Consider the following 21,516-nt stretch of genomic DNA (forward strand, 5'->3'; position numbering starts at 1 on the left):
GCTATTTGCTAAAACGATGTAAGGTAAATATCATGGTACTGAGTAAAATAAATGCTCCGACCTGATGCAATACACCAAGCCAAACAGGAACTGCGTAAACCAAAGTTAACACGCCTAGTAAAAATTGAACACCAACCATTATCAATAGCCCATTAATACCTTTAGTCTGAAATGATGTTAGTGTCATTCGTTTTGCTTTGTACCATATAGCCAATATCAGAATTACGACAATATAAGCTAAAGTTCTATGCACAAATTGCACACCACTTTTACCTTCAAGAAAGTTAAGGTATGTAGGATTTTGTTCTATATAAACGGTTTCATGAATAAGTTTCCCTTCATTCATTAATGGCCAATGGTTATGAATCCAACCTGCATCTAAACCAGCAACAAAAGCACCATAAATAATCTGAAGAATTAAAACAGCTAAACCAATTCTTATAAAATTCCTAAGTTTTTTATCAACCTCTTTTTTGTTTGGAAACATTAAATCTAAAGCCACCCAAAACGTGTAAGCAAAAGTTAAGAATGCTGTTGTTAAATGTGCTGCAAGTCTATAATGACTTACATCTGGTCTGTCTACTAAACCACTTTTTACCATATACCAACCCAAAAAACCTTGAAACCCACCCAATACTAAGAGAATAACAGCTTTTTTTATAGTTGATTTAGAAAGTTGTTTCCGAATTAAAAAATAGATGAATGGAATAATGAAAACCACACCAATAAAACGACCAATAACTCTGTGAATCCATTCCCAAAAATAAATATCTTTGAATTCTTGAAGTGTGAAGCTGTTATTTAACTTTTGGTACTCTGGATATTGTTTGTATAAATCAAAGGCTTCATTCCATTCCAAATCATTCATTGGTGGAATAGTGCCAGAAATTAATTTATAATTAGAAATTGATAAACCAGAGTGTGTAAGTCTAGTAATGCCACCAACAACAATCATTATAAAAATTAGGATACAACCTGTTAGTAGCCAGTAAATTACGGCTTTATTCTTCTTCATTTTTCAATGTTTTTTCAAAACATGAACTATTTTCAATACCAATGTACTGACCATAATTTGGAATGATTTTATACGAATTCTTTTTGTAAAACTGAACAGCTTCTAATTGACGAATTCCTGTTTCTAAGATACAAGATGAATAGTTTAATTCAGTAGCCCAATTTTCAAGTGCTTTTAAGATTAGAGTTGCAATTCCTTTTCCACGAGTTTCTGTTGAAGTAAACATTCGTTTAATTTCTACACTATTTGTGTTATACTCTTTAAAAGCACCACAGCCAACAGGTTTATTGTTTAAATAAGCAATAATAATATGCTTTAAAGTATCTATGGAATTAAACTGATGATAAAAATCGTGCTCATCACCATCTGTTATTTTTAAATAAGCATCGAGTTGTTTAACTAAATAAATAAAGTCTAAGTTTTCTGAGTTTGTTCTAACAAGTTTTATCATTACTCACTTGTTTTTAATCCTAAACTTTTGCCTTTTTCTAACATTAATTGAAAAGCAGCATCATGTTCATTCGGAATCTCGCCTTCTAAAATTGCTTCTTTAATTGCTTCTTTAATTAGTCCTATTTCTCTTGAAGGTTTGAGGTTAAAGGTTTTCATAATCTCTTCACCTGTGACTGGTGGTTGAAAATTACGAACCTGATCACGTTCCTCTACTTCAATAATTTTATCTCTTACTGTTTTAAAATTATTGTGATATCTTTTGAATTTCTTAGGATTCTTAGTTGTAATGTCAGCTTCACATAACGTCATTAAATCGTCAACATAATCTCCAGCATCAAATACTAAACGTCTTACTGCAGCATCAGTAACATCAGTTGCTAAAACGATTGGTCGAGAACTCATAAATACCATTTTTTGAACAAATTTCATTTTATCATTCAATGGCATTTTAAGACGTTTAAATAATTTGTAAACCATCTTTGAGCCTACAAATTCATGTGCATGGAAAGTCCAACCAATTTTTTTTTGAAACTTCTTTGTTGGTGCTTTACCAATATCGTGTAATAATGCAGCCCAACGTAACCATAAGTTATCCGTAGTTTTTGCAATGTTGTCAACCACTTCTAAAGTGTGGTAGAAATTATCTTTATGACGTTGTCCTTCAATTTCATCAATACCTTTTAGTGCAGTTAATTCTGGAAGAATATAATCTAACAATCCAGTTTTTTCTAAATGAATAAATCCGATTGAAGGCGTTTTACTTTCTAATATTTTATTTAGCTCTACAACAATACGCTCTTTAGTTATAATCTTAATTCGGTCTTTATTATCTGCAATGGCTTTAAGGGAAGCTTCTTCAATCTTAAAGTTCAATTGTGTAGCAAAACGAATCGCTCGCATCATTCGTAAGGGATCGTCGCTGTATGTAATATCGGGATTTTGAGGTGTGCGAATAATACCTTTGTCTAAGTCGCTAATACCATCAAAAGGATCTAATAAATCTCCAAAATTGTTTTTATTTAAGCTAAGCGCTAAAGCGTTGATTGTAAAATCTCGTCGGTTTTGGTCATCTTCAAGAGTTCCATCTTCTACAACCGGATTTCGACTATCTTCATTATAACTTTCTTTGCGTGCACCAACAAATTCAATTTCAATATCATCATAACGCAACATTGCTGTTCCGTAAGTTTTAAAGATCTGAACTTTTGGTTGGTTGGGTATGTTTTTAGAAACTTGTTTTGCTAGTTCAATGCCACTACCTACTGCAACAACATCAATATCTTTTGCGTCACCACGCTCTAATAAATAATCGCGTACAAAACCGCCAATGACATAAGAGTCTACTTTTAATTCTTCGGCAGATTGTGAAATGATATCGAATATATCGTGTTTTATGGCTTGTTTGTGATTCATAAAGCAATTAAAGCTGTATATGTCTTAAAATATAAAAGAAAAAACAACTGCATTTTTAGCTGTGCAAAGATACGACAGATAGCTAATGTTTTAAAATGTATATGATGCTTTTTGAAGTGTAATAACTAATTTGAATTTTGTAGATGAAATTCAGCAATTTTCCAATCGAGAGGTGTGTCTATATCAATAGAGGTTTCTTCAGACATCATATACTTTTTTACTTTACGGAAAGCTTTCATTTTTTGTGCTCTCAAAGAATCTGAGTTAATCACGTATATAGCACCATTAAATTCCCAAACCTCTGGACAATCTTGTCGTCTTGTATAGTTACCTTCCTTAGAAGGCTTTAAAAATCCATTATCTTCTTCGTATAAATTATAGTAAGGATTTGCAGATGCTAGTTTAGCAGAAACAACCATGTCCATAGAATTATCATACAAGGACATACAATCATTTACTTGTTTTAAAGTTCTAAAAGGCGATGTTGGTTGCAATAGCACAACAGCATCATAAGTTTTGTTATTTAATTCTTCATAATTTTCTAAGGCATGTAAAATCACATCTCGAGAGTTTGCTGTATCAGTCGCTAAATTATCTGGTCGTTTAAATGGAATGTCTAATCCAAGATTCTCAGCAACAGTAATTATTTCTTCACTATCTGTTGTGAAACAAATATCTTTTTTATCAGCAATCGCTTTGGCAATATCGATACTGTATTGAATTAAAGGTTTGCCATTTAAAAGCTTAATGTTTTTTTTAGGAATACCTTTACTTCCGCCTCGAGCTGTAATTACGACTAAAAAATTCATACTACAATTTTATGTGTTTAATGTCTTCTTGTGCTTTTTCAAAATCTTCGTGTTTACCAATATCTAACCAATAGGTTAGTATCGGATAATTGATGATTTTTTTGTTCTTAGCTAATAAGGTTTCAATTAAATCCGTAGCATTAAAAAAGGTGTCTTTTGGCACAAAATCTAGACATTCTTTTTTGAAAATATAAATACCAGCGTTGGAGTAGTAGGTATAAGAAGGTTTCTCTTTAATATTTGTTACATAACCAGCTTTTGTTTCTACCACACCATAAGGAATATTAACTTTATAAGGGATAGTAGCAACCAACGCATCACCTTCTTTCAATAGAAAATTATTAAAAATATCTTCGAAATCTGCATTAGTAAGCAGATCAGAATTCATTAATAATATATAATCGTTGTTGAAATTCTTTATCAGTTTTAAGGCACCAATAGTACCTAAAGGCCTGTCTTCTTTGATGTAATTGAAGTCAATTTGATATTTGTTGTTGTCTTTAAAATAATCAACAATCTGTTCTCCTAAATAATTGACCGTAATGTTTATGTTTCTTATACCATAAGACGCTAATCGGTCAGTATTATATTCTATGATTGGTTTATTACCAACCTTTAAAAGCGGTTTTGGTGTTTGTTTCGTAAGAGGTAATAGTCGCGCACCTTTTCCACCAGCCATTATGACTGCGTCTAAAGGTAACATCGCTTTTATTTTAGAAATATCCACGATCTTAACCAATTCCATATTAGAATTCAGAATTGGAATTAACGTAATTTTATTCGCTTTAAATTGCTCTAATTCTTCCTTCTTGGTAGTGTTTTGCTGAATGAACTTAAAAGTTTTATGAGCAACGTCAATAGCAAGTTCAGTAATCGAATGACCTTTTATTAATGCACGTCTAATATCACCATCAGATATACTTGCGAGTACTCTATTGTTATCGTCAACTATAAATAATGCTTTTCCTAAAGATATATCGAGCTTAACAAGAGCTTCTTTTATAGTTGAATTATGATGAATTAAATATTGGCTAGACATCTGTTTTAGTTTAAGTCAAAGAATGATTTCTTAATATTTGGTAATGGTTTTGAAGCTAAAATATCCATAATTTGTTTTGTTGCAGTTCCGTTTCCATAATCACTTTTTAAATTTGAAATAGTTTCTAGAAATTCTGGAGACAAAGCTTGGTTTAAAGCCGTACTAATTTCAGATTTTGAAGGCAAACAATTAATCACACTTTTAGGCATTAAACGCCCTTTTTGGCGATCGCCAATATTTATTGTCGGAATTTTAAATAGAGGAACTTCAATAATTCCGCTAGATGAATTGCCAACAACCATATCCATATATTGCAAAGCAGAAAGATAGCGTTTTTGACCTAAGGAAGTAAATTCGACAGCCTTTTCAGAATGAGTTGCTACGTAATTATCAATCTGATTGCTTATGATTGTTCCATCTTTATCAGAGTTAGGTTTTGTGAAAATCAATGTGGTGTCTTGTAGTTGATCTAATGCTGATAGTAATTCGTTAAACTGTGCTTCAGAAGTATTATTTTCTAAAGTAACAGGATGAAATGTAATTAGAACATTTCTCTTATTTAGTTTAAAATCAATAGAAGCTTCAAATTCTTCTCTTTCCATTAATGGAAGATTAATAATGCTGTCAACACCAATAGCACCAACATTAAATACATGTTCTGGTTGTTCTCCCAACTGAATGACGCGTTTTCTATAAACTTCGGTAGAAGTGAAGTGCCAATGACTCATTTTAGTAATAGCATGTCTAAACGCTTCATCATAAGCGCCTTCTGTGGTTTCTCCTCCATGGATATGAGCAATAGGAATTCCTTTAATGGTTGCGGCAGTTGCGGCAGCAAAAATCTCAGAACGATCTCCAAGAACTATCATTAATTCAGGATTCAATTCTTCTAATGCTTTCGCAAATCCACGTGTTGTTTCTGCTACTGAGTTAGAAACAGAAATCGCAGAATCTTCTTTTAAACAACTATTTATTTTTGCTGTAATAGGAAAATCATCAGCTTCAATTTCATTAATGGTGTTACCATATTTTTCAGAAAGATGCATGCCAGTAACTAATAGTTGCATGTTGAATTTATCATCATCATGCAATGCTTTTATCAATGGTTTTAAAAGGCCATATTCAGCTCGTGTACCAGTTACTATTGCAATTGTTTTCTTCATATTAAATCATCTTCAAGATAATCTTTTTTTGCAGTTGTGCCGATAATGTTTGGCCATTCCATGGCTGAAATTCCGTTTCCAGGTCTTTTTGTTGTGATATTATCTTCAGTCAATATATCTCCTTTTGAAATGGTTTTACTTGCAACAATACTTTTTCTGGCAATGTCTTTATTCTTTAATTCGCTTTGTGTTGGTTCTTTTCTACCATGACCAAGTGCTTTTTCAATATGTCTAATGGCAGTTACCATATTTTTAAGTTCATCTGGTTCTAATGAAGCTTTATGGTCTGGACCTGTTAAGGTTTTATCTAAGGTAAAATGTTTTTCAATAACGATTGCGCCTAAAGCAACTGCCGCAGTTGGGATCTCAATACCAAGTGTATGATCTGAATAACCAATAGGTACATTAAATTTTTTCGCAATAGTTTGCATCGCTTTTAAATTTACATCGTGCATTGGTGTTGGATATTCAGTATTGCAATGTAAAATAGTAATATCGTTTAGTGAAGCACCATTTTTAGTAACAACATTGATGGCACTTTCGATGTCTTCCATAGTTGCCATTCCTGTAGAAATAATGATAGGTTTCCCTAAACTTCCAATTTTTTCTAAATAAGGGTAATTGGTAAGCTCTCCTGAAGGTACTTTAAATAAATCGATATTTAATTTATTCAGAAAATCAATACTTTCTAAATCGAATGCTGTAGACAAAAACTTAATATTTTTGGTTTTGCAATATGAAATTAAATCTAAATGGTCTGCTTCACTCAATTCTAACTTTTGGAGCATTTTTAGTTGAGACTCACTAGAATCGCCTGTATTTTCTTTTTGATAACTTGCCTTTTCGGCATTTTTACTGACTAATTTTTTAGATTTAAATGTTTGAAATTTTACATAATCAACTCCAGCTTCCGCAGCTGCATCTATCAATTTTTTTGCGAGTTGAATATCTCCATTATGGTTAACACCAGCTTCTGCTATGATTAATGTTTTAGTCATTTTTTACTGGTTTTGCTGGTACACCAATTACAGTAGTGTTATTAGAAATAGATTTTGTAACCACAGCTCCAGCACCAATGGTATTACCAGAGTCAATATTTAAGTACTGAATAATGGTCGCATTGGTACCAATAAGATTGTTATTTTTAATGTTAATTCCTCCAGAAACTACTGTACAAGGATTAATAACGTTGGCATTTCCAATGGTTACATCATGACCAATATGAATTCCTCTATTAATAAAATTGAAATCACCAAGTGTAATGTCAACGGTAAAAATAGCTGCTTCAGCAATAATATTCCCTTTTCCTAATGTAACGGATTCGTCTAATTGAATGTTCGGATGAATAACATTCGGAAAGTGAAATATGGAGTGTGGTGTGTATTTTTCTATGATAGGCTTTAATCTATCAGGAAAAGCAATTCCGAATATAATATTACAATCCTCTTTTTGATTTTGGATAAATTGAGATTCATCAAAAACAGAAAACGTTTCTGAACCAATCTTCAGTTCATGATGTTCTGGATTTAAATCGAGAAAACCTTTAAAGTTAAACGTTGGTTTAGCTTGATTAATCCTTTTGATTAAATAGTAAATTTCTTTCGCTGCTCCACAAGCACCAACGATATAAGTGGCTTTCATTCTCTTCTATTTAAATAACACTGCTTGGTAAATTTACAATTCTATTTTCTAACGCAGAAGCATTATCTAAATTACCACATTGAGCAGAAGCGAACATTGGCAATGAATTCATCAGTTTCCATATAGGTCTGGTCATCACGCCATTTTCGTTTGTAACCTTAAGAAATTCGTTTCTGGCTTCGAGTGATTCAAGTTTAATGGCATTTAACCAAAAGTTAGATATGCTATTAACAGTTGGTTCTATAAAATCAATAGATGAATTTTTACTAAAGAAATTGCTATATATTTTAGCTAGTTTCTGTTTGCTTTTTAAAAACTCTGGAAGCGATTCCATTTGGGCACAACCTAAAGCTGCATTGAGGTTTGGTAATCTATAGTTGTATGCAATCAAATCGTGATTATAATCCCATTGATGTGGCACTTTTGCAGTTGTTGTAATGTATTTAGCTTTTTTTGCTAAAGCTTCATCGTTGGTGATTAGCATTCCTCCTCCTCCTGTTGTAATTGTTTTATTTCCATTAAAACTCAACGTGCCAACTAATCCGAATGTACCAGTATGTTGGTTTTTGTGATAACTACCTAAAGATTCGGCTGCATCCTCTACAACGTTTATATGATGTTTATTGCAAATGTCTACAATCTCATCAATACGAGTTGGTAAGCCAAAAGTATGCATTGGTACAACTGCCTTAATAATACGTTTGGTAGTTTTGTTTACGCAATTACCATTAATAAGTTCAGTATTTAGTTTTAGAAAATCACTGAGCTTTTCTGGAGACAAACCCATTGTATCCATGTCTACATCAACAAAAATAGAATGTGCGTTACAGTAACTAATTGCATTTGCTGTAGCAACAAAAGTTAAAGGTTGTGTTATAACTTCATCATTAGATTGCACGTCTGCGAGTAATAAACCAATATGTAAAGCTGCTGTTCCGTTTACTGTTGCAATGGCATATTTTGCTCCTGTGAATTCTGAGACTGAAGCTTCAAACTGATCTACAAATTTACCAACGCTCGATACAAAAGTAGAGTCAATACATTCATTAATATATTTTTTTTCATTCCCTCTAAATCTTGGCTCGTGAAGTGGAATAAACTCTTCAGTCTTATAAATATCTCTAATAAATTTTATAATGTCTTTGTGCATCAGTTACATTTTATGGTCTAGATATTTCCCAGTTTCTTTATGTCCAAAATCTGGAATCATTTTAAAAAATAAGTTGGTGATATCGTCTTTAGTCCAAGCCTTTTTTGCTTTGAGATTTTCTATAGTATTTGAAAACAATTCTAATTGATCTTCATTATTAGAATCTAAGTCGTTTTTAATTATACCAAGAGCATTGAAACGCTCCATGTCTAAGGTTTCATTTTCTGTAAAAAACTCTTCAAAATCTTTTTCGCCTGTCGTATCACTTTTAGTAAATAGGCAAGGCCATTTTCCTGTTTGAGGTAAGGTTTTTACTAGTTCTCTTGCTTCATCTTCATTATCACATAAATATGGTTCGTAACCAAGTGTTTTTACATATTTTACAGCAATATCTGCAAAACTAATTAAGTGTAAATCTTCACTTAACTTTGGAAAAAAGATATCTCTATTTTCACCAAATATGCAAGACATTAAGCAGAGCTCGCCTGATTCTTTCGGAATAACAAAGTATCTTTTAATATCGTTTGGAGCAACGATAGGTTGTTGCTTTTTAATCCGCTGATCAAAACCATGTAAGAGTGAACCATCTGAAAAGGCAACATTTGCAAAACGTGCTGTAGAAATGTTAATGTCCTTACTTTTTCGCATTAAAAACATTTCCATGATACGTTTAGAAGCTCCCATCATATTTACAGGGTTTGCAGCTTTATCCGTAGAAACACAGAAATACTTTTTTACACCATTTTCAATTGATTGCCGAATAGTTTTTTCAGTATTAAAAATGTTGACATCTATCATACGCATTAGAGTAAAAGGGTCTTTTTCGCTGCGTACATGCTTTAAGGCAGAAAGATTTAAGACATAATCGTAATTTCCATCTGAAGCAATAAAAGCATCGTATTCTATAGAACCAATATCTAGTGCAAAGGTCTTAAAGTCACCATCTATATACCCAAATGAGCTTCTTATATCTCTCACCAATTCTACTAAATTGTTTTCACTAATGTCAACCACATGAAGCTTCACAGGGTTTCGTTTAAAAATCTCTTTGGTTACGGCTTGGCCTATAGAACCTGCACCTCCAATAACTAGAAATTTTGAAGATGAAACGATGGCTTTCAATTCGTTATTATACGTTTTGATATCCTGTTCAAATAATTCGTTTTTTCTACCAATAAGATCTAATATCTGCATGTATGGTTTTATTTACAGTAAATTTAATGTTTTTATAATCTATTACAGTCTAGAAATTATTTAACAAAGTAATCGCGACCAAGACTTATTTTTTCTTCAACATGCTCTAAGTGATCAATAGCAGTCGAAAACGCTGTGAATGCTTTTTTGAATTTTAAATTAGGATGCATGTTTAATAATTCTGCAGGAAAAAGTTTTGGCAAAACAATAATTAGTTCATCGTTTTTAAAGATAGATGCGTAATCCGTTTTTTCTCTAGGATGTGGTTTTATATAGATTAATTCGGTATTAGCTTGCTTCACAAAATTTTTACAGATGTCAATTTTTTCGGATTCGTGTTCTATAACACCATCCTCATTTAAAGTTTGGGTAATAATGATACTTTTTGTTTTGTCTTTAGGAAATAAACTTTCTTCTGTAAGATCAACAGAAGGTAAAAAAGCTGAAGACAACGCATTGAGTTTCTCTTGACTTAAATTAGAAAGTGTAGTTTTCCAATTAAGTTGTTCGGATTTTATTTTTAATTCTTCTGGAAGTTCTTTTGGTGTAGTAGCGAAAACTTTAGTAATTCGTTTATCAAAACCATTTACTAAAGGTCTATTTACTAAAACGCTTGTCATTTTTTTTAATGTATTTGGCGCAGAAGTTACATATGTTTTTAGCCCATCTTCAATCATAAATTTATTATGATTTTTGTACTTGTAAATGAAATAATTTTTGGCAGAATCTGGAGAACAAATGTAAATATCGTGCTCAGATGTACCATTTTTAATGGCTTTTAAGTTTTTATTTTTAGCATCTACGAGTTTAACTATTTTTTTTCGATTTAAAGTATAGGTTAATTTACCTGCTAATTCTTTTTGTGATTTCCGACCTGCCATTAAGAAGACATCATCAAACCAGGTTGTTTTTTTTAAGCCTTCAATTAAGGATTCAATGTCTGGAGTAATTTCAACAATAACAAGGATATTGTTTTTAAGTTTTCGTTCTTCGATTAATAAGATAGATAAAAGGATATGATAAACAGAAGTGATTACAAATAGTCCTTTAGATTTCATTTACGATTGCAGATTAGAATACAAAAATATGACTATTTTTGCTTTAAATCTTTGCATTGCAAACATGAAACGAGCATTTTCAATTTTTTGTAATCAAATTAAATGATTAATAGCGAATAGCATGTGTCCATAAAAAGACATTACATATACCACATGAATATAACCACAACGCTTGTACTACCAACTTATAATTGGGTTGAAGCTTTAGAATTAGTGCTTTTGAGTTTGAAAAACCAAACACAATTGCCAGATGAAGTGATTATTGCGGATGATGGTTCTACAGAAGAAACAAAGTTATTAATAGAAGCGTTTAAAAAAGATTTAAAAACACCACTAATACATGTTTGGCATGAGGATATTGGGTCTACAAAAGAAGTTATTTTAAATAAGGCTATTGCCAGAGCTAAAGGAGACTATATTATTCAAATTGATGGCGATTGTATTATGCATCGCAGATTTATTGAAGACCATATTGCTGCTATTGAGGAAAACACTTATCTGTTTGGCTCTAGAGTTAACTTAAAGGATTATGTTATACCTAAAATATTCAAAAAAAAGAAAGTAACGTTTTCATTTTTATCCAAAGGCTTAATAAAACGTGCACGTGGACTACATATTCCGATATTAGCAAAACGGTTTAAAAGAGAACCATTAATGTCTAGGAAATTAAGAGGTTGTAATTTGTCTTTTTGGAAACAAGACTTTATAGACGTTAACGGTTATAATGAAGATATGGTAGGTTGGGGAAGAGATGATACAGAACTTATTCTTAGAATGATGCATAATAAAATTTATGGGAAACGCTTAAAATTTAGAGGAATTGTTTATCATATTTGGCATAAACTAGCTTCCAAAACAGGATTGAATATAAATAACGAAATTCAAGCAAATACCCAGACGAATAAACTAGTTTGGTGCGAAAACGGTATTGATAAGTATCTAAGTGAATAGAATAAAAAAAACACATAATAGTTTTAAGCAGCATGCAACGTTTCTTGATGATATCATAACTAACTATGATACTAAAGGCGAGGATTTTGGAAACCAAGATCGTAATTCGCTAAAACTTTTTAAACTTGAAGATAAAACACTAAATGTTAAGTCGTTTAGAGTACCGAACTTTGTTAATCAGTTGGCTTATCGATTTTTAAGAAAAAGTAAAGCACAACGTTCTTTTGAATACGCAAAACAACTCCAAAGTTTAGATGTTGGAACTCCACAACCCATTGCTTATTATGAGTTTAAGACTCCGTTTCTATTTAATAAAAGTTATTATATCAGTGAGCAGTTAGATTGTGATTTAACTTATAGAGAGTTAACTACTGATTTAACTTATCCGAATCATGAAGCCATTTTAAGAGCATTCACAAGATTCACTTATGACTTGCATGAAAAGCAGGTGAAATTTTTAGACCACTCTCCAGGTAATACTTTGATTAAAAATGTAGATGGTGAGTATGAATTTTATTTGGTGGATTTAAATCGAATGGAATTTAAACCTATGAATTTGGAAGAGCGAATTAAAAACTTTGCAAAATTGACAACCAAAAAGGCTCTAGTTGAAGTGATGAGCGATGAATATGCTAAATGCAGTAATGAATCTTATGAAACTGTTTTCAATTTAATGTGGAATAATACTCAAGATTTTCAAAAGCGTTACTGGAGAAGACGTCGCATAAAGAACAAATTGAAATTTTGGAAATCTAAAAGTTAGTTTTTACTATTTCTATATAGTTCTCTTAATTTCGAATACTTCAGAAACGTAATGTTTGCAGTTTGAATACAAATTACCAAACCATTAAAACCATCTAAGAATCCTAATCGTGAAAAATAAGCTTTAAAAAACGCCCAAGTTGGGTTAAAAATAATTTTCCACACAGGTGCTTTTTTTCCTTTATCAAAGTAGGCTTTTGCTGCTATAGTAGAGAAATACTCCGTTTTTTGGTTGAACTCTGAATAACTCTGATACGTTTTATGCAGAATATCTCCTTTTAAATGCCCTGTTTTGGAAGTATTAGGATTGAGTTCGATATGATCATGTGGGTTAATACCTGTCCAATTAGCCTTAGTTTTATTAAAAATGCGAAGTTTTTTATTTGGATACCAATCTGAATGTTTTATCCATTGACCGCAAAAATTATTAAGACGATTACAATAGTAACCATCAAATCCCCAATTGGTTTTTAATTCTAATATTGAATTTTGTAGTGCCTCAGACAAAGATTCATCACCATCTAAAGATATCACATGGTCATAGTTGGCTTGTGTTAAAGCAAAATTCTTTTGCTCTATATAACCCAAGAATTTCTGCTCTACTAGTTTCACATTGTATTGCTGACAAATAGATTTCGTCTTATCAGTAGAGAAGGAATCTACAACCACAATCTCGTCCGCAACATTTACCAAAGATTGAAGACAGTTTTCAATATTGCGCTCTTCATTGTATGTAATAATAACAGCAGAAAGCTTAATCATTTGTACGGACATATTTGGTAAAAATAACTATTTTTGAACCAATGAAACCTATAGATACTTCAGTAATTATTAGTACGTACAATAATCCGAAATGGTTGGAGAAAGTGCTGTGGAGTTTTGATGTGCAAACGTATCAAAACTTTGAAGTTGTTATTGCCGACGATGGCTCAAATAAGGAAACAGCAGAATTAATAGATTCTATAAGGTTAAAAGTGAGTTTTCCTATCCAGCATATTTGGCATGAGGATAATGGATTTCAAAAAACGATTATTCTAAATAAAGCAACTGTTGCAAGTAAAGGCACTTACTTGGTCTATACAGATGGCGACTGTATGGCTAGAAATGATTTTTTACAAGTACATATCAATAGACGTGAGGCTGGTTATTTTTTATCTGGTGGTTATTTTAAATTACCAATGAACATTAGTAAACTTATATCCGAAGATGACATAAAAACACAGCGATGTTTTGATATTGATTGGTTGAAAAAACAAGGGCTTAAATCTTCATTTAAAAATAATAAGATTACTGCTAAAGGCTTAAAACAAAAACTCTTAAATGCATTGACACCAACTACAGCAACCTGGAATGGACATAATGCATCTGGATATAAAACAGATGTCATTGCTGCAAATGGCTATGATGAACGCATGCAATATGGAGGCGAAGATAGAGAATTAGGAGAACGTTTATTTAATGCAGGTTTAAAAGCAAAACAAATTAGATATAGCGCAATTTGTTTGCATCTCGATCATGAAAGAGGTTATGTAAAACCAGAAATGATAGAAAAGAATCTAATGATAAGAGCAACTACTAAAAGTGAGAAACTCACTAAAACAGTTTTTGGTATTGAAAAGCTTTAGAATTGACTTAGGTACTTTTTTAACTGAGACACCAACAACTCAGGTTTAAATTCTTGATACAATTTTAATGCATCGCGTTTCATGTCCTTTTTAGATTTATTTGTATATAAATCTGGGTTGAAATCTTTTAAGTGAACAGAAATATGTTTCTTGTCATCATCAAACATGTTCCAAGCTTCTTTTTTAATCCAAGTAGAAAAAATAGTAAAGGTTGGTATCTGTAATGCCTTTGCCATATTTGTTGCTCCACCTTCATTACCAATTAAAGCTGAGCAATGAGATGTAATAGCTAAAAAGTCTCTGAGACTTTTTCCGAAGACTTTAAAGAAAATTTGTTTTTTAGTTTCAGGAGCACATAACTCTAAAATTGCTCTAGCATCAGCTTCCTGATTAGGAATGTAATTAAATAAAACCTGACTTTCGGGCTGTTGAGTTACAATAGTATCAATCACTTTTGCCATATACTCAGAAGGATACGTTTTATTGAGTCCACTTCCCAAAACTCCAATCATAAAGAGCGGTTTCTTTAAATCAATTCCGTTTGATTCCAAAAATTGTTTTGCTTTTGTTTTTTCAGTTGAGGTGAGATAAATTTTTGGATTTATAATGTTTGAACTATCTATATTTAAAGGCTGTAATAACTGCAATCTATTCTCAATTGCTAAACCAGCATTTGTCTTAACCACTTTAGCATCTTTAAATGTATGCGAATATATAAATGAAGTATAATGTTTGTGTTTAGAAATCTTCGTTTTAGCTTTAGAATAATAGCTTATTAAATTACTAGAAAATTTAGAATACACATCTATAACTACATCATAATTTTCATCTTGAAGTTGTTTGGCAAACTGAATTAATTTTCTTTTGTTCTTTTCGTGCTCAGGAGTGAAAAAATGAAATTGATCTATAAAAGGATTACCCTCAACAACAGGAATGGTATGCGAATTGAGCACATAATGCAATTCGGCATCAGGATATTTGTGTTTTATAGCTTCAAACAAAATGCTTGTTGCTAAAACATCACCTATCATTTTTTGTTGGATGATTAAAACTTTCATATTGAAAATTCAAAATACAAATAAAAAACACCAAATTTCAATAGAAATTAATTCATATTGGAATTTGGTATTTAAACTATTCAGATTCGTAAGTAAAGTGAATTAAACCGCTACGTCATATTCGCGTAAAGCATCATTTAAAGAGGTTTTTTTATCTGTACTTTCTTTACGTTTTCCTATAATTAAAGCACAAGGGACTTGAAATTCGCCTGCCTTAAACTTTTTAGTGTAACTTCCTGGAATTACAACAGAGCGTGCAGGCACTAAGCCTTTCGTTTCAATCGGTTCATCACCAGTAACATCAATAATTTTTGTACTCATAGTTAAAACCACATTCGCTCCCAAAACTGCTTCTTTTTCAATACGTACACCTTCAACAACAATACAGCGACTACCAATAAAAGCACCATCTTCAATAATTACTGGAGCAGCCTGTAGTGGTTCTAAAACACCACCAATACCAACACCACCAGAAAGATGTACGTTTTTACCAATCTGAGCACAACTTCCAACCGTTGCCCATGTATCTACCATTGTGCCTTCATCTACATATGCACCAATATTTACATAACTTGGCATTAAAATCGTACCAGAAGAAATATAAGCTCCATGTCTAGCAACTGCATGAGGGACGACTCTTATTCCTTTTTCAGCATAATTACGTTTTAAAGGAATTTTATCATGATATTCAAAAATACCAACTTCAAAAGTCTCCATCTTTTGAATAGGAAAATATAAAACCACAGCTTTTTTAACCCATTCGTTAACTTGCCAACCACCTTCAATAGGCTCAGCAACTCTTAAGTTTCCGGAATCAATAAGGTCAATAACGCTACGAATAGCATTAATAGTTTCTTCATTTTTTAATTGCGAACGATCGTTCCAAGCATTTTCTATAATAGATTGTAATTGTGTCATATTAAAACGGTAAATAATTTAGCCACAAAGATAAGCTCATAACTAGCCATCAAAAAATATTTTAAAAAAATTGTGACTTATTCAAAAAAGAGGTGTCTTAATAGTAATTAAACGACGATAATTTATTTTTAATAAATATATCTGAGAATTTAATTAATAGCTAATTTCGAAAACTCCTCTCCCCTTAAGATAGAGGAGTTTTCTTTTTTATAAAAAAATGTGAGAAAAATGTGACCAATATAAAAATGTTGTGTCTTAAAAGTAATTAACATGATTTATTTATTATAGAGGGTAATAAAATCTAACTTAATTAATAGCTAATTATTTAAAAGCGCTTCTTTTTAGTAAGAGGCGTTTTTTTTTATTTTAAATCGAAAATTTTGGCTTTTGTACCGTAATGAATAATTTTAGTGGCATAGTTTTAGCGATGATACTCAAAAAAGACAAAATTAAAGTACAAAATGTGAAATTTTCAGATAAAAGAGGAAGTGAAGAAAACTTCATTGTATCTTTGCCAACAATGGGAAGAATTATAGCCATAGACTACGGAACAAAGCGAACAGGATTAGCTGTGACTGACGAAATGCAAATTATTGCATCTGGTCTTACAACGGTTGATACTAAGGATCTTCTTGTGTTTTTGAAAGATTATATTGTTTCTGAAAAGGTAGATAAAATTGTTGTTGGCTTGCCTAAACAAATGGATAATACTGCTTCTGAGAGCGAGGTTTATATTCAGAAATTTTTGGTAAAACTAGCTAAAACAATTCCAGATATCCCAGTTGAACGTGTAGACGAACGCTTTACTTCTAAGATGGCATTTCAAACTATGATTGATAGTGGTTTAAAGAAGAAACAACGTCAAAATAAAGCACTAGTAGACGAAATTAGTGCTACTCTTATTTTACAAAGTTATTTGGCTTCAAATTTTTAAATAAGAATTGTATTTTTGCACTCGAAAATAAACAAATTATGATTTTACCTATCGTTGCTTATGGCGATGCTGTTTTAAAGAAAAAAGCTAAGGAAATAGACCAGGATTATCCTAAGTTAGATGCGCTTCTCGAAAACATGTACGAAACTATGTATGGTGCGTATGGTGTAGGTTTGGCAGCTCCACAAATAGGTATACCTATTCGTTTGTTTTTAGTAGATACAGAACCGTTTTCTGAAGATGAAGATCTTTCTGAAAAAGACAGAGAGCAAATGAAAAACTTTAAGAAGACGTTTATTAATGCTCAGATTTTAGAAGAAGAAGGTGATGAATGGGCTTTTAATGAAGGTTGTTTAAGTATTCCAGATGTAAGAGAAGATGTTTTTAGACAACCAAAGATTAAAATTCAATATCAAGATGAGAATTTTGAAACACATGTTGAAGAGTACGATGGACTAATTGCTAGAGTTATTCAACATGAATACGACCATATTGAAGGCATTTTATTTACTGATAAACTATCATCGTTTAAAAAACGTTTAATAAAAGGTAAACTTGCCAATATATCTAAAGGTAAGATTAAAATAGATTACAGAATGCGTTTTCCTGCTATGAGCAAAAAGCGTTAATACAATATATATGAGTTTAGATAAAATTTTATCCGTTTCTGGAAAACCAGGATTATACCAAATCGTTACACAGACAAGAACAGGTGCTGTTGTAGAATCTTTAATTGATAAAAAACGAATTACAGTTGGTGCGCATAGCAACATTAGTATTCTAAGTGAAATTGCTATTTATACCTTAACTGAAGAAGTACCTTTAAGAGAGGTTCTTAAAAAAGTAAAGGAAAAAGAGGCAGGAAAACCAACATCAATTAGCCATAAAGATGGAAAAGATACTTTAGAAGAGTTTTTCTTCGAAGTTTTACCAGATTATGATGAAGATCGTGTCTATCCTTCGGATATTAAGAAGGTAGTGCAATGGTATAACTTACTTCAAAAGAATAATCTTTTAGATGCACTTGATGCTGAAGAAGATACTACTGAAACTTCTGACGAAGAAGAATAAACATGTCTAATAAAGCAGCCCAATTAAAAGCTTTTGAGCGTTTGTTAATTATCATGGATGAGTTGCGTGAGCAATGTCCATGGGATAAAAAACAAACACTAGAATCATTACGTCATTTAACCATCGAAGAAGTTTATGAACTTGGTGATGCAATACTTGATAATGATTTGGATGAGGTTAAAAAGGAATTGGGTGATGTGTTACTTCACATTGTATTTTACGCTAAAATTGGAAGCGAAACCAGCGATTTTGATATTGCAGATGTTTGTAATAGTATTTGCGATAAGCTAATAGATCGTCATCCACATATTTATGGAGATGTTGTGGTTAAAGATGAAGAAGAAGTAAAACGTAACTGGGAACAACTAAAGCTTAAAGAAGGAAAGAAAAGTGTACTTGAAGGAGTTCCAAAGAGTTTGCCAGCTATGGTAAAAGCTAATCGCATACAAGATAAAGTGTCTGGAGTTGGATTTGATTGGGAACACCCAGAGCAAGTTTTTGAAAAGGTGGAAGAGGAATTGGAGGAGCTTAAGGTTGAAATTGCAAGAGGAGACCAAGATGCTATTGAAAATGAATTTGGTGACGTATTGTTCTCTATGATAAATTATGCAAGATTTCTTAACGTTAGCCCTGAAAATGCTTTAGAACGTACCAATAAGAAATTCATAAAGCGCTTTCAGTATCTTGAAAGTAAAGCTAAAGATTTAAACAAATCTCTGAAAGATATGACGCTTTCAGAGATGGATGTCTTTTGGGAAGAGGCGAAGTCGCTTTGAGCATTCCTAACATTCTTGCGAAGGCAGATCTTAATATATGTTGCTAGAAATGTCAACAATAATATATGGCTTCTATTGTCATTCCTTGCTTGACACGGAATCCATTATATACTTTATATCTATTTTAGATTCTGAATCAAGTTCAGAATGATAGTAAGGTGGTTGAATTAATTAAGTCTTAAAGTTTTCTAAAAATTTAATTGCGAAACATCCAAAAGTAATTTTCCTACGTAAATAATATATATAAAGACAAAAGCGTTTTTATAATCTTAGTAGGATATCTTAATTATTATTTTAAGCGGTTGTAATTAAGGTTAATTTAGTTTAGTTAGGGCAAAACCCACTTGTAAAGCACAAGTGGGTTTTGATTTTATATAAGATAAATGTATTAAGAATACATCCCACGAACCTTAGTCAACTTGGCCTTCCAAGTGTCTAATGACTTTTTATGGTTGTCAATGTTTTTATGTACATCTTTTACCAATGGGTTATCAGATTTTACATTAGAGAAAAACTGTAAATTATTTTCTAATTGGTTGATTTCAGATTTAATCTCGTCAATTTTTTTGCGGATAAAGTTCTGTTCGTTATCTAATAGTCTTGTGTCATCTGGATTGGCTAGATTTTCGAGCTTGCTTTCAAATTTCACCATCTCTAGTTTAGACTTATCCATTTTCAACTTATCAAAAGTATCATCAATGGCTTTGTAGAATTTACCATCAATGTAACGTTTGTTTTGTGGTACATATCCGATGTCTTTCCATTCAGAAATTTTAGCCTGAAGTGTTTTTATATCTGCTTTGGGATCTTCGGTAAGCTCCAAAGCTTTTAAGCCATCAAGAAGTTTTACTTTTTTATCAAATGCATCATACAAATGTTGGTCTTTAGCTTTACGCTCAGCATGCATTCTATCAAAATAATGATTACAAGCTCCTTTAAATTGTTTCCAGATTTTATCACTATCACGTCTTGGTACATGCCCAATTTTCTTCCATTCATTCTGAATTTTCTTCATCAAAGGAGTTACAGTGGTAAAGTCTTCACTTTCTTTATTGTCTTCAGCAATCTTTATTAAATCCTTTTTCTTAGTTAGATTTTCGTATTGGTCTTTCTTTAAATCTTTGTAAAAATGATTCTTACCGCGATTAAAGGTTCTAACTGCATCTTTAAATTTAGACCAAGTTGCTTCATTAACTTTTAATGGTACTTTACCAGCATTAAAAAAGTCTTCGCGAAGTTTCTCAATTGTCTTTATCTTTTTCTGCCAAGCACTATGAGAACTTGTAGTGTCTTCATTCACAGCAAGTATCTGTGCTATGATTTCTTCTTTAAGTTCAAGGTTTTTTTCGTGCGCTTTATCCATGTCAGCATAATAAGCTTGTCGCTTATCATGTATGGTTTTTGTTGCCTTACTAAAACGTTCCCAAATTTCCTCTCTATGCACTTTACCTACAGGACCTAATTCTTCCTTCCAAAGTTTGTGTAGTACTTGTAACTCTCTAAACGAACGATTTGTGTTCTCATCTTTTGCTAACTCTTCTGCGCGTTCTATGATTTTTAATTTTTGCTCATAGTTATGCTTAAAGTCCATATCTCTCAAATCATTATTGAGGTGTAAGAAGTCGTAAAAACGTTCTACATGGTGATGATAGGTGTTCCAAGCGTTATTGTATTTGTCTCTAGGAATAGGGCCAGCATTACGCCATTTTTCTTGTAGTTCTTTGAAGGTTTTATAGGTAGTACCCATGTTTTCTTCAACATTAAGTAAGCCCTTAATATCTTCAATAATTTGCAATCTATTTTCAAGGTTTAGCTTGAGGTTTTGCTCACGCTCTTTGTAATACGCGTTTATAGATTGTTTGTATTCTTTATATAACGAGTTGAATAGTTTTTTAGTGTCGTTAGTGTAATAAAAATCTATTTCATTGCCACCATCATTGACAAATTCTTCTTTTTTCTCATCAAGCAATGCGTTAAACTTCGAATTGAATTCACCTTTAATTTCATTAACATGTTTAGAAATTGTCTGAATTTTATGATGCTTTAAAAGCGTGTTGAATTCTGTTGCCAACTGATCCATTGTCATGGCGTGGTAATCTTTATCTTCTAACTCGTGACGCTCTGCATTAGATTCATCTTCAGCATCTTCAGCGTTAGAAGCTTCAATCTCATCAACATGATCTTCAGTAGTAACTTCAACTTCAGGTTTAACCTCAGTTTCGGCTGTTGCTTCTTCTTCAACTTCAGGTTTTTCTTCAATGACTTCCGTTTTTACAGTTTCTTCAGCTTCTGCATTAACCTCAGTTTCTACTTCGGTTTCAACTTCGCTGATTTTTGCTTCAGTTTCGACGTTATTGCTTTCAACTTCATTTTCAATCGTTGAAGTTGTTTCTTGTGTTGGAGTAGTCTCTTGAGATTCTACTTCGTTTTTTCCATCTGCTTCTTGCAGGTTATCGGTCTCAGACATGTGTCAAATATTTTATATA

The 21,516-nt window shown here is 31.9% G+C and carries 22 protein-coding genes; 7 read left to right on the forward strand and 15 right to left on the reverse strand.

The genetic code is table 11. The features are described 5' to 3' along the window. Position 1 precedes the first annotated feature (1 nt). The 11 genes from QZZ53_RS03695 to QZZ53_RS03745 all read right to left on the reverse strand — a co-directional run bounded on the left by QZZ53_RS03695 (position 2) and on the right by QZZ53_RS03745 (position 10,935). Positions 2 to 1,015: a COX15/CtaA family protein gene (locus tag QZZ53_RS03695; protein ID WP_296381606.1), complete on the reverse strand. Its 1,014-nt coding sequence runs from the start codon at positions 1,013 to 1,015 to the stop codon at positions 2 to 4. Further along, positions 1,002 to 1,466, reverse strand: a complete 465-nt coding sequence (locus QZZ53_RS03700; protein WP_296381608.1) for a GNAT family N-acetyltransferase — start codon at positions 1,464 to 1,466, stop codon at positions 1,002 to 1,004. Before QZZ53_RS03700 ends, QZZ53_RS03695 begins: the two co-directional genes overlap by 14 nt. Next, on the reverse strand, positions 1,466 to 2,881 hold the full coding sequence (locus QZZ53_RS03705; protein WP_296381612.1) for an HD domain-containing protein: 1,416 nt from the start codon (positions 2,879 to 2,881) through the stop codon (positions 1,466 to 1,468). Before QZZ53_RS03705 ends, QZZ53_RS03700 begins: the two co-directional genes overlap by 1 nt. Positions 2,882 to 3,006: 125 nt before the next feature. Further along, complete coding sequence (locus QZZ53_RS03710) at positions 3,007 to 3,690, reverse strand: acylneuraminate cytidylyltransferase family protein (RefSeq protein WP_296381614.1); 684 nt, start codon at positions 3,688 to 3,690, stop codon at positions 3,007 to 3,009. 1 nt (position 3,691) lies between these two features. Beyond that, positions 3,692 to 4,729, reverse strand: a complete 1,038-nt coding sequence (locus tag QZZ53_RS03715; protein WP_296381616.1) for a nucleotidyltransferase family protein — start codon at positions 4,727 to 4,729, stop codon at positions 3,692 to 3,694. A 5-nt stretch (positions 4,730 to 4,734) separates the two neighbouring features. Continuing rightward, positions 4,735 to 5,892: a UDP-N-acetylglucosamine 2-epimerase gene (gene neuC / locus QZZ53_RS03720; protein WP_296381618.1), complete on the reverse strand. Its 1,158-nt coding sequence runs from the start codon at positions 5,890 to 5,892 to the stop codon at positions 4,735 to 4,737. Next, entirely contained in the window at positions 5,889 to 6,890 is a 1,002-nt protein-coding gene (neuB, locus tag QZZ53_RS03725; protein ID WP_296381620.1) for an N-acetylneuraminate synthase, read from the reverse strand. The genes neuC and neuB overlap by 4 nt, the downstream gene beginning before the upstream one ends. Further along, positions 6,883 to 7,533, reverse strand: coding sequence for an acetyltransferase (locus QZZ53_RS03730; protein WP_296381622.1), 651 nt, complete (start codon positions 7,531 to 7,533; stop codon positions 6,883 to 6,885). The genes neuB and QZZ53_RS03730 overlap by 8 nt, the downstream gene beginning before the upstream one ends. Before the next feature lie 10 nt (positions 7,534 to 7,543). Beyond that, complete coding sequence (locus QZZ53_RS03735) at positions 7,544 to 8,683, reverse strand: LegC family aminotransferase (protein WP_296381624.1); 1,140 nt, start codon at positions 8,681 to 8,683, stop codon at positions 7,544 to 7,546. Positions 8,684 to 8,686: 3 nt separating this feature from the next. Continuing rightward, positions 8,687 to 9,877, reverse strand: a complete 1,191-nt coding sequence (locus tag QZZ53_RS03740; protein WP_296381626.1) for a UDP-N-acetylglucosamine 4,6-dehydratase — start codon at positions 9,875 to 9,877, stop codon at positions 8,687 to 8,689. 56 nt (positions 9,878 to 9,933) lie between these two features. Next, a complete protein-coding gene (locus QZZ53_RS03745) occupies positions 9,934 to 10,935 on the reverse strand; it encodes a glycosyltransferase family 52 (protein WP_296381628.1) in 1,002 nt (333 codons plus the stop codon). Positions 10,936 to 11,088: 153 nt separating this feature from the next. Between QZZ53_RS03745 and QZZ53_RS03750 the strand changes: the two genes are divergently transcribed. Together QZZ53_RS03750 and QZZ53_RS03755 are read left to right on the forward strand one after the other, a co-directional pair. Next, complete coding sequence (locus tag QZZ53_RS03750; RefSeq protein ID WP_296381630.1) at positions 11,089 to 11,886, forward strand: glycosyltransferase family 2 protein; 798 nt, start codon at positions 11,089 to 11,091, stop codon at positions 11,884 to 11,886. Next, complete coding sequence (locus QZZ53_RS03755; RefSeq protein ID WP_365940288.1) at positions 11,879 to 12,649, forward strand: lipopolysaccharide kinase InaA family protein; 771 nt, start codon at positions 11,879 to 11,881, stop codon at positions 12,647 to 12,649. The genes QZZ53_RS03750 and QZZ53_RS03755 overlap by 8 nt, the downstream gene beginning before the upstream one ends. Here the strand turns inward: QZZ53_RS03755 and QZZ53_RS03760 are convergent. Beyond that, the gene (locus QZZ53_RS03760) at positions 12,646 to 13,422 is read right to left on the reverse strand and encodes a glycosyltransferase family 2 protein (RefSeq protein ID WP_296381633.1); all 777 of its coding nucleotides are present in this window, start codon (positions 13,420 to 13,422) and stop codon (positions 12,646 to 12,648) included. The two genes, QZZ53_RS03755 and QZZ53_RS03760, sit on opposite strands and share 4 nt — an antisense overlap. Positions 13,423 to 13,451: 29 nt before the next feature. Between QZZ53_RS03760 and QZZ53_RS03765 the strand changes: the two genes are divergently transcribed. Beyond that, positions 13,452 to 14,273 (forward strand): glycosyltransferase family 2 protein, encoded by an 822-nt coding sequence (locus QZZ53_RS03765; protein ID WP_296381635.1) that lies wholly within the window; start codon positions 13,452 to 13,454, stop codon positions 14,271 to 14,273. On the opposite strand, the gene QZZ53_RS03770 is transcribed toward QZZ53_RS03765, so the two are convergent. Together QZZ53_RS03770 and QZZ53_RS03775 are read right to left on the reverse strand one after the other, a co-directional pair. Then, a complete protein-coding gene (locus QZZ53_RS03770; protein WP_296381637.1) occupies positions 14,270 to 15,331 on the reverse strand; it encodes a glycosyltransferase family 9 protein in 1,062 nt (353 codons plus the stop codon). The genes QZZ53_RS03765 and QZZ53_RS03770 overlap by 4 nt on opposite strands. A 102-nt stretch (positions 15,332 to 15,433) precedes the next feature. Beyond that, positions 15,434 to 16,249, reverse strand: a complete 816-nt coding sequence (locus tag QZZ53_RS03775; RefSeq protein WP_296381639.1) for a 2,3,4,5-tetrahydropyridine-2,6-dicarboxylate N-succinyltransferase — start codon at positions 16,247 to 16,249, stop codon at positions 15,434 to 15,436. Between the two features lie 520 nt (positions 16,250 to 16,769). On the opposite strand from QZZ53_RS03775, the gene ruvX reads away from it, so the two are divergent. The 4 genes from ruvX to mazG are packed head-to-tail and all read left to right on the forward strand — an operon-like array spanning position 16,770 to position 19,030. Then, positions 16,770 to 17,183, forward strand: coding sequence for a Holliday junction resolvase RuvX (ruvX, locus tag QZZ53_RS03780; RefSeq protein WP_296381708.1), 414 nt, complete (start codon positions 16,770 to 16,772; stop codon positions 17,181 to 17,183). A gap of 38 nt (positions 17,184 to 17,221) precedes the next feature. Then, on the forward strand, positions 17,222 to 17,812 hold the full coding sequence (def, locus tag QZZ53_RS03785; protein ID WP_296381641.1) for a peptide deformylase: 591 nt from the start codon (positions 17,222 to 17,224) through the stop codon (positions 17,810 to 17,812). 10 nt (positions 17,813 to 17,822) lie between these two features. Further along, positions 17,823 to 18,254: a DUF5606 domain-containing protein gene (locus tag QZZ53_RS03790; RefSeq protein ID WP_296381644.1), complete on the forward strand. Its 432-nt coding sequence runs from the start codon at positions 17,823 to 17,825 to the stop codon at positions 18,252 to 18,254. A 2-nt stretch (positions 18,255 to 18,256) separates the two neighbouring features. Next, complete coding sequence (gene mazG, locus QZZ53_RS03795; RefSeq protein ID WP_296381646.1) at positions 18,257 to 19,030, forward strand: nucleoside triphosphate pyrophosphohydrolase; 774 nt, start codon at positions 18,257 to 18,259, stop codon at positions 19,028 to 19,030. A gap of 388 nt (positions 19,031 to 19,418) precedes the next feature. Here mazG and QZZ53_RS03800 read toward each other — a convergent pair whose 3' ends face one another. After that, the gene (locus tag QZZ53_RS03800; protein WP_296381649.1) at positions 19,419 to 21,497 is read right to left on the reverse strand and encodes a DUF349 domain-containing protein; all 2,079 of its coding nucleotides are present in this window, start codon (positions 21,495 to 21,497) and stop codon (positions 19,419 to 19,421) included. Positions 21,498 to 21,516 lie beyond the last annotated feature (19 nt).

This window comes from Winogradskyella sp., from assembly GCF_016744625.1.
GTDB lineage: Bacteria > Bacteroidota > Bacteroidia > Flavobacteriales > Flavobacteriaceae > Winogradskyella.

Excerpts from the sequence above, each read along its gene's own strand:
- QZZ53_RS03750 (WP_296381630.1), top strand. The coding sequence starts at position 11,089 with ATGAATATAACCACAACGCTTGTACTACCAACTTATAATTGGGTTGAA.
- QZZ53_RS03770 (WP_296381637.1), bottom strand. The coding sequence starts at position 15,331 with ATGAAAGTTTTAATCATCCAACAAAAAATGATAGGTGATGTTTTAGCA.
- QZZ53_RS03695 (WP_296381606.1), bottom strand. The coding sequence starts at position 1,015 with ATGAAGAAGAATAAAGCCGTAATTTACTGGCTACTAACAGGTTGTATC.
- neuB (WP_296381620.1), bottom strand. The coding sequence starts at position 6,890 with ATGACTAAAACATTAATCATAGCAGAAGCTGGTGTTAACCATAATGGA.
- QZZ53_RS03765 (WP_296381635.1), top strand. The coding sequence starts at position 13,452 with ATGAAACCTATAGATACTTCAGTAATTATTAGTACGTACAATAATCCG.
- def (WP_296381641.1), top strand. The coding sequence starts at position 17,222 with ATGATTTTACCTATCGTTGCTTATGGCGATGCTGTTTTAAAGAAAAAA.
- QZZ53_RS03745 (WP_296381628.1), bottom strand. The coding sequence starts at position 10,935 with ATGAAATCTAAAGGACTATTTGTAATCACTTCTGTTTATCATATCCTT.
- QZZ53_RS03700 (WP_296381608.1), bottom strand. The coding sequence starts at position 1,466 with ATGATAAAACTTGTTAGAACAAACTCAGAAAACTTAGACTTTATTTAT.
- QZZ53_RS03705 (WP_296381612.1), bottom strand. The coding sequence starts at position 2,881 with ATGAATCACAAACAAGCCATAAAACACGATATATTCGATATCATTTCA.
- QZZ53_RS03735 (WP_296381624.1), bottom strand. The coding sequence starts at position 8,683 with ATGCACAAAGACATTATAAAATTTATTAGAGATATTTATAAGACTGAA.
- QZZ53_RS03800 (WP_296381649.1), bottom strand. The coding sequence starts at position 21,497 with ATGTCTGAGACCGATAACCTGCAAGAAGCAGATGGAAAAAACGAAGTA.
- QZZ53_RS03740 (WP_296381626.1), bottom strand. The coding sequence starts at position 9,877 with ATGCAGATATTAGATCTTATTGGTAGAAAAAACGAATTATTTGAACAG.
- mazG (WP_296381646.1), top strand. The coding sequence starts at position 18,257 with ATGTCTAATAAAGCAGCCCAATTAAAAGCTTTTGAGCGTTTGTTAATT.
- QZZ53_RS03715 (WP_296381616.1), bottom strand. The coding sequence starts at position 4,729 with ATGTCTAGCCAATATTTAATTCATCATAATTCAACTATAAAAGAAGCT.
- QZZ53_RS03710 (WP_296381614.1), bottom strand. The coding sequence starts at position 3,690 with ATGAATTTTTTAGTCGTAATTACAGCTCGAGGCGGAAGTAAAGGTATT.
- QZZ53_RS03790 (WP_296381644.1), top strand. The coding sequence starts at position 17,823 with ATGAGTTTAGATAAAATTTTATCCGTTTCTGGAAAACCAGGATTATAC.
- ruvX (WP_296381708.1), top strand. The coding sequence starts at position 16,770 with ATGGGAAGAATTATAGCCATAGACTACGGAACAAAGCGAACAGGATTA.
- neuC (WP_296381618.1), bottom strand. The coding sequence starts at position 5,892 with ATGAAGAAAACAATTGCAATAGTAACTGGTACACGAGCTGAATATGGC.
- QZZ53_RS03775 (WP_296381639.1), bottom strand. The coding sequence starts at position 16,249 with ATGACACAATTACAATCTATTATAGAAAATGCTTGGAACGATCGTTCG.
- QZZ53_RS03760 (WP_296381633.1), bottom strand. The coding sequence starts at position 13,422 with ATGTCCGTACAAATGATTAAGCTTTCTGCTGTTATTATTACATACAAT.
- QZZ53_RS03730 (WP_296381622.1), bottom strand. The coding sequence starts at position 7,533 with ATGAAAGCCACTTATATCGTTGGTGCTTGTGGAGCAGCGAAAGAAATT.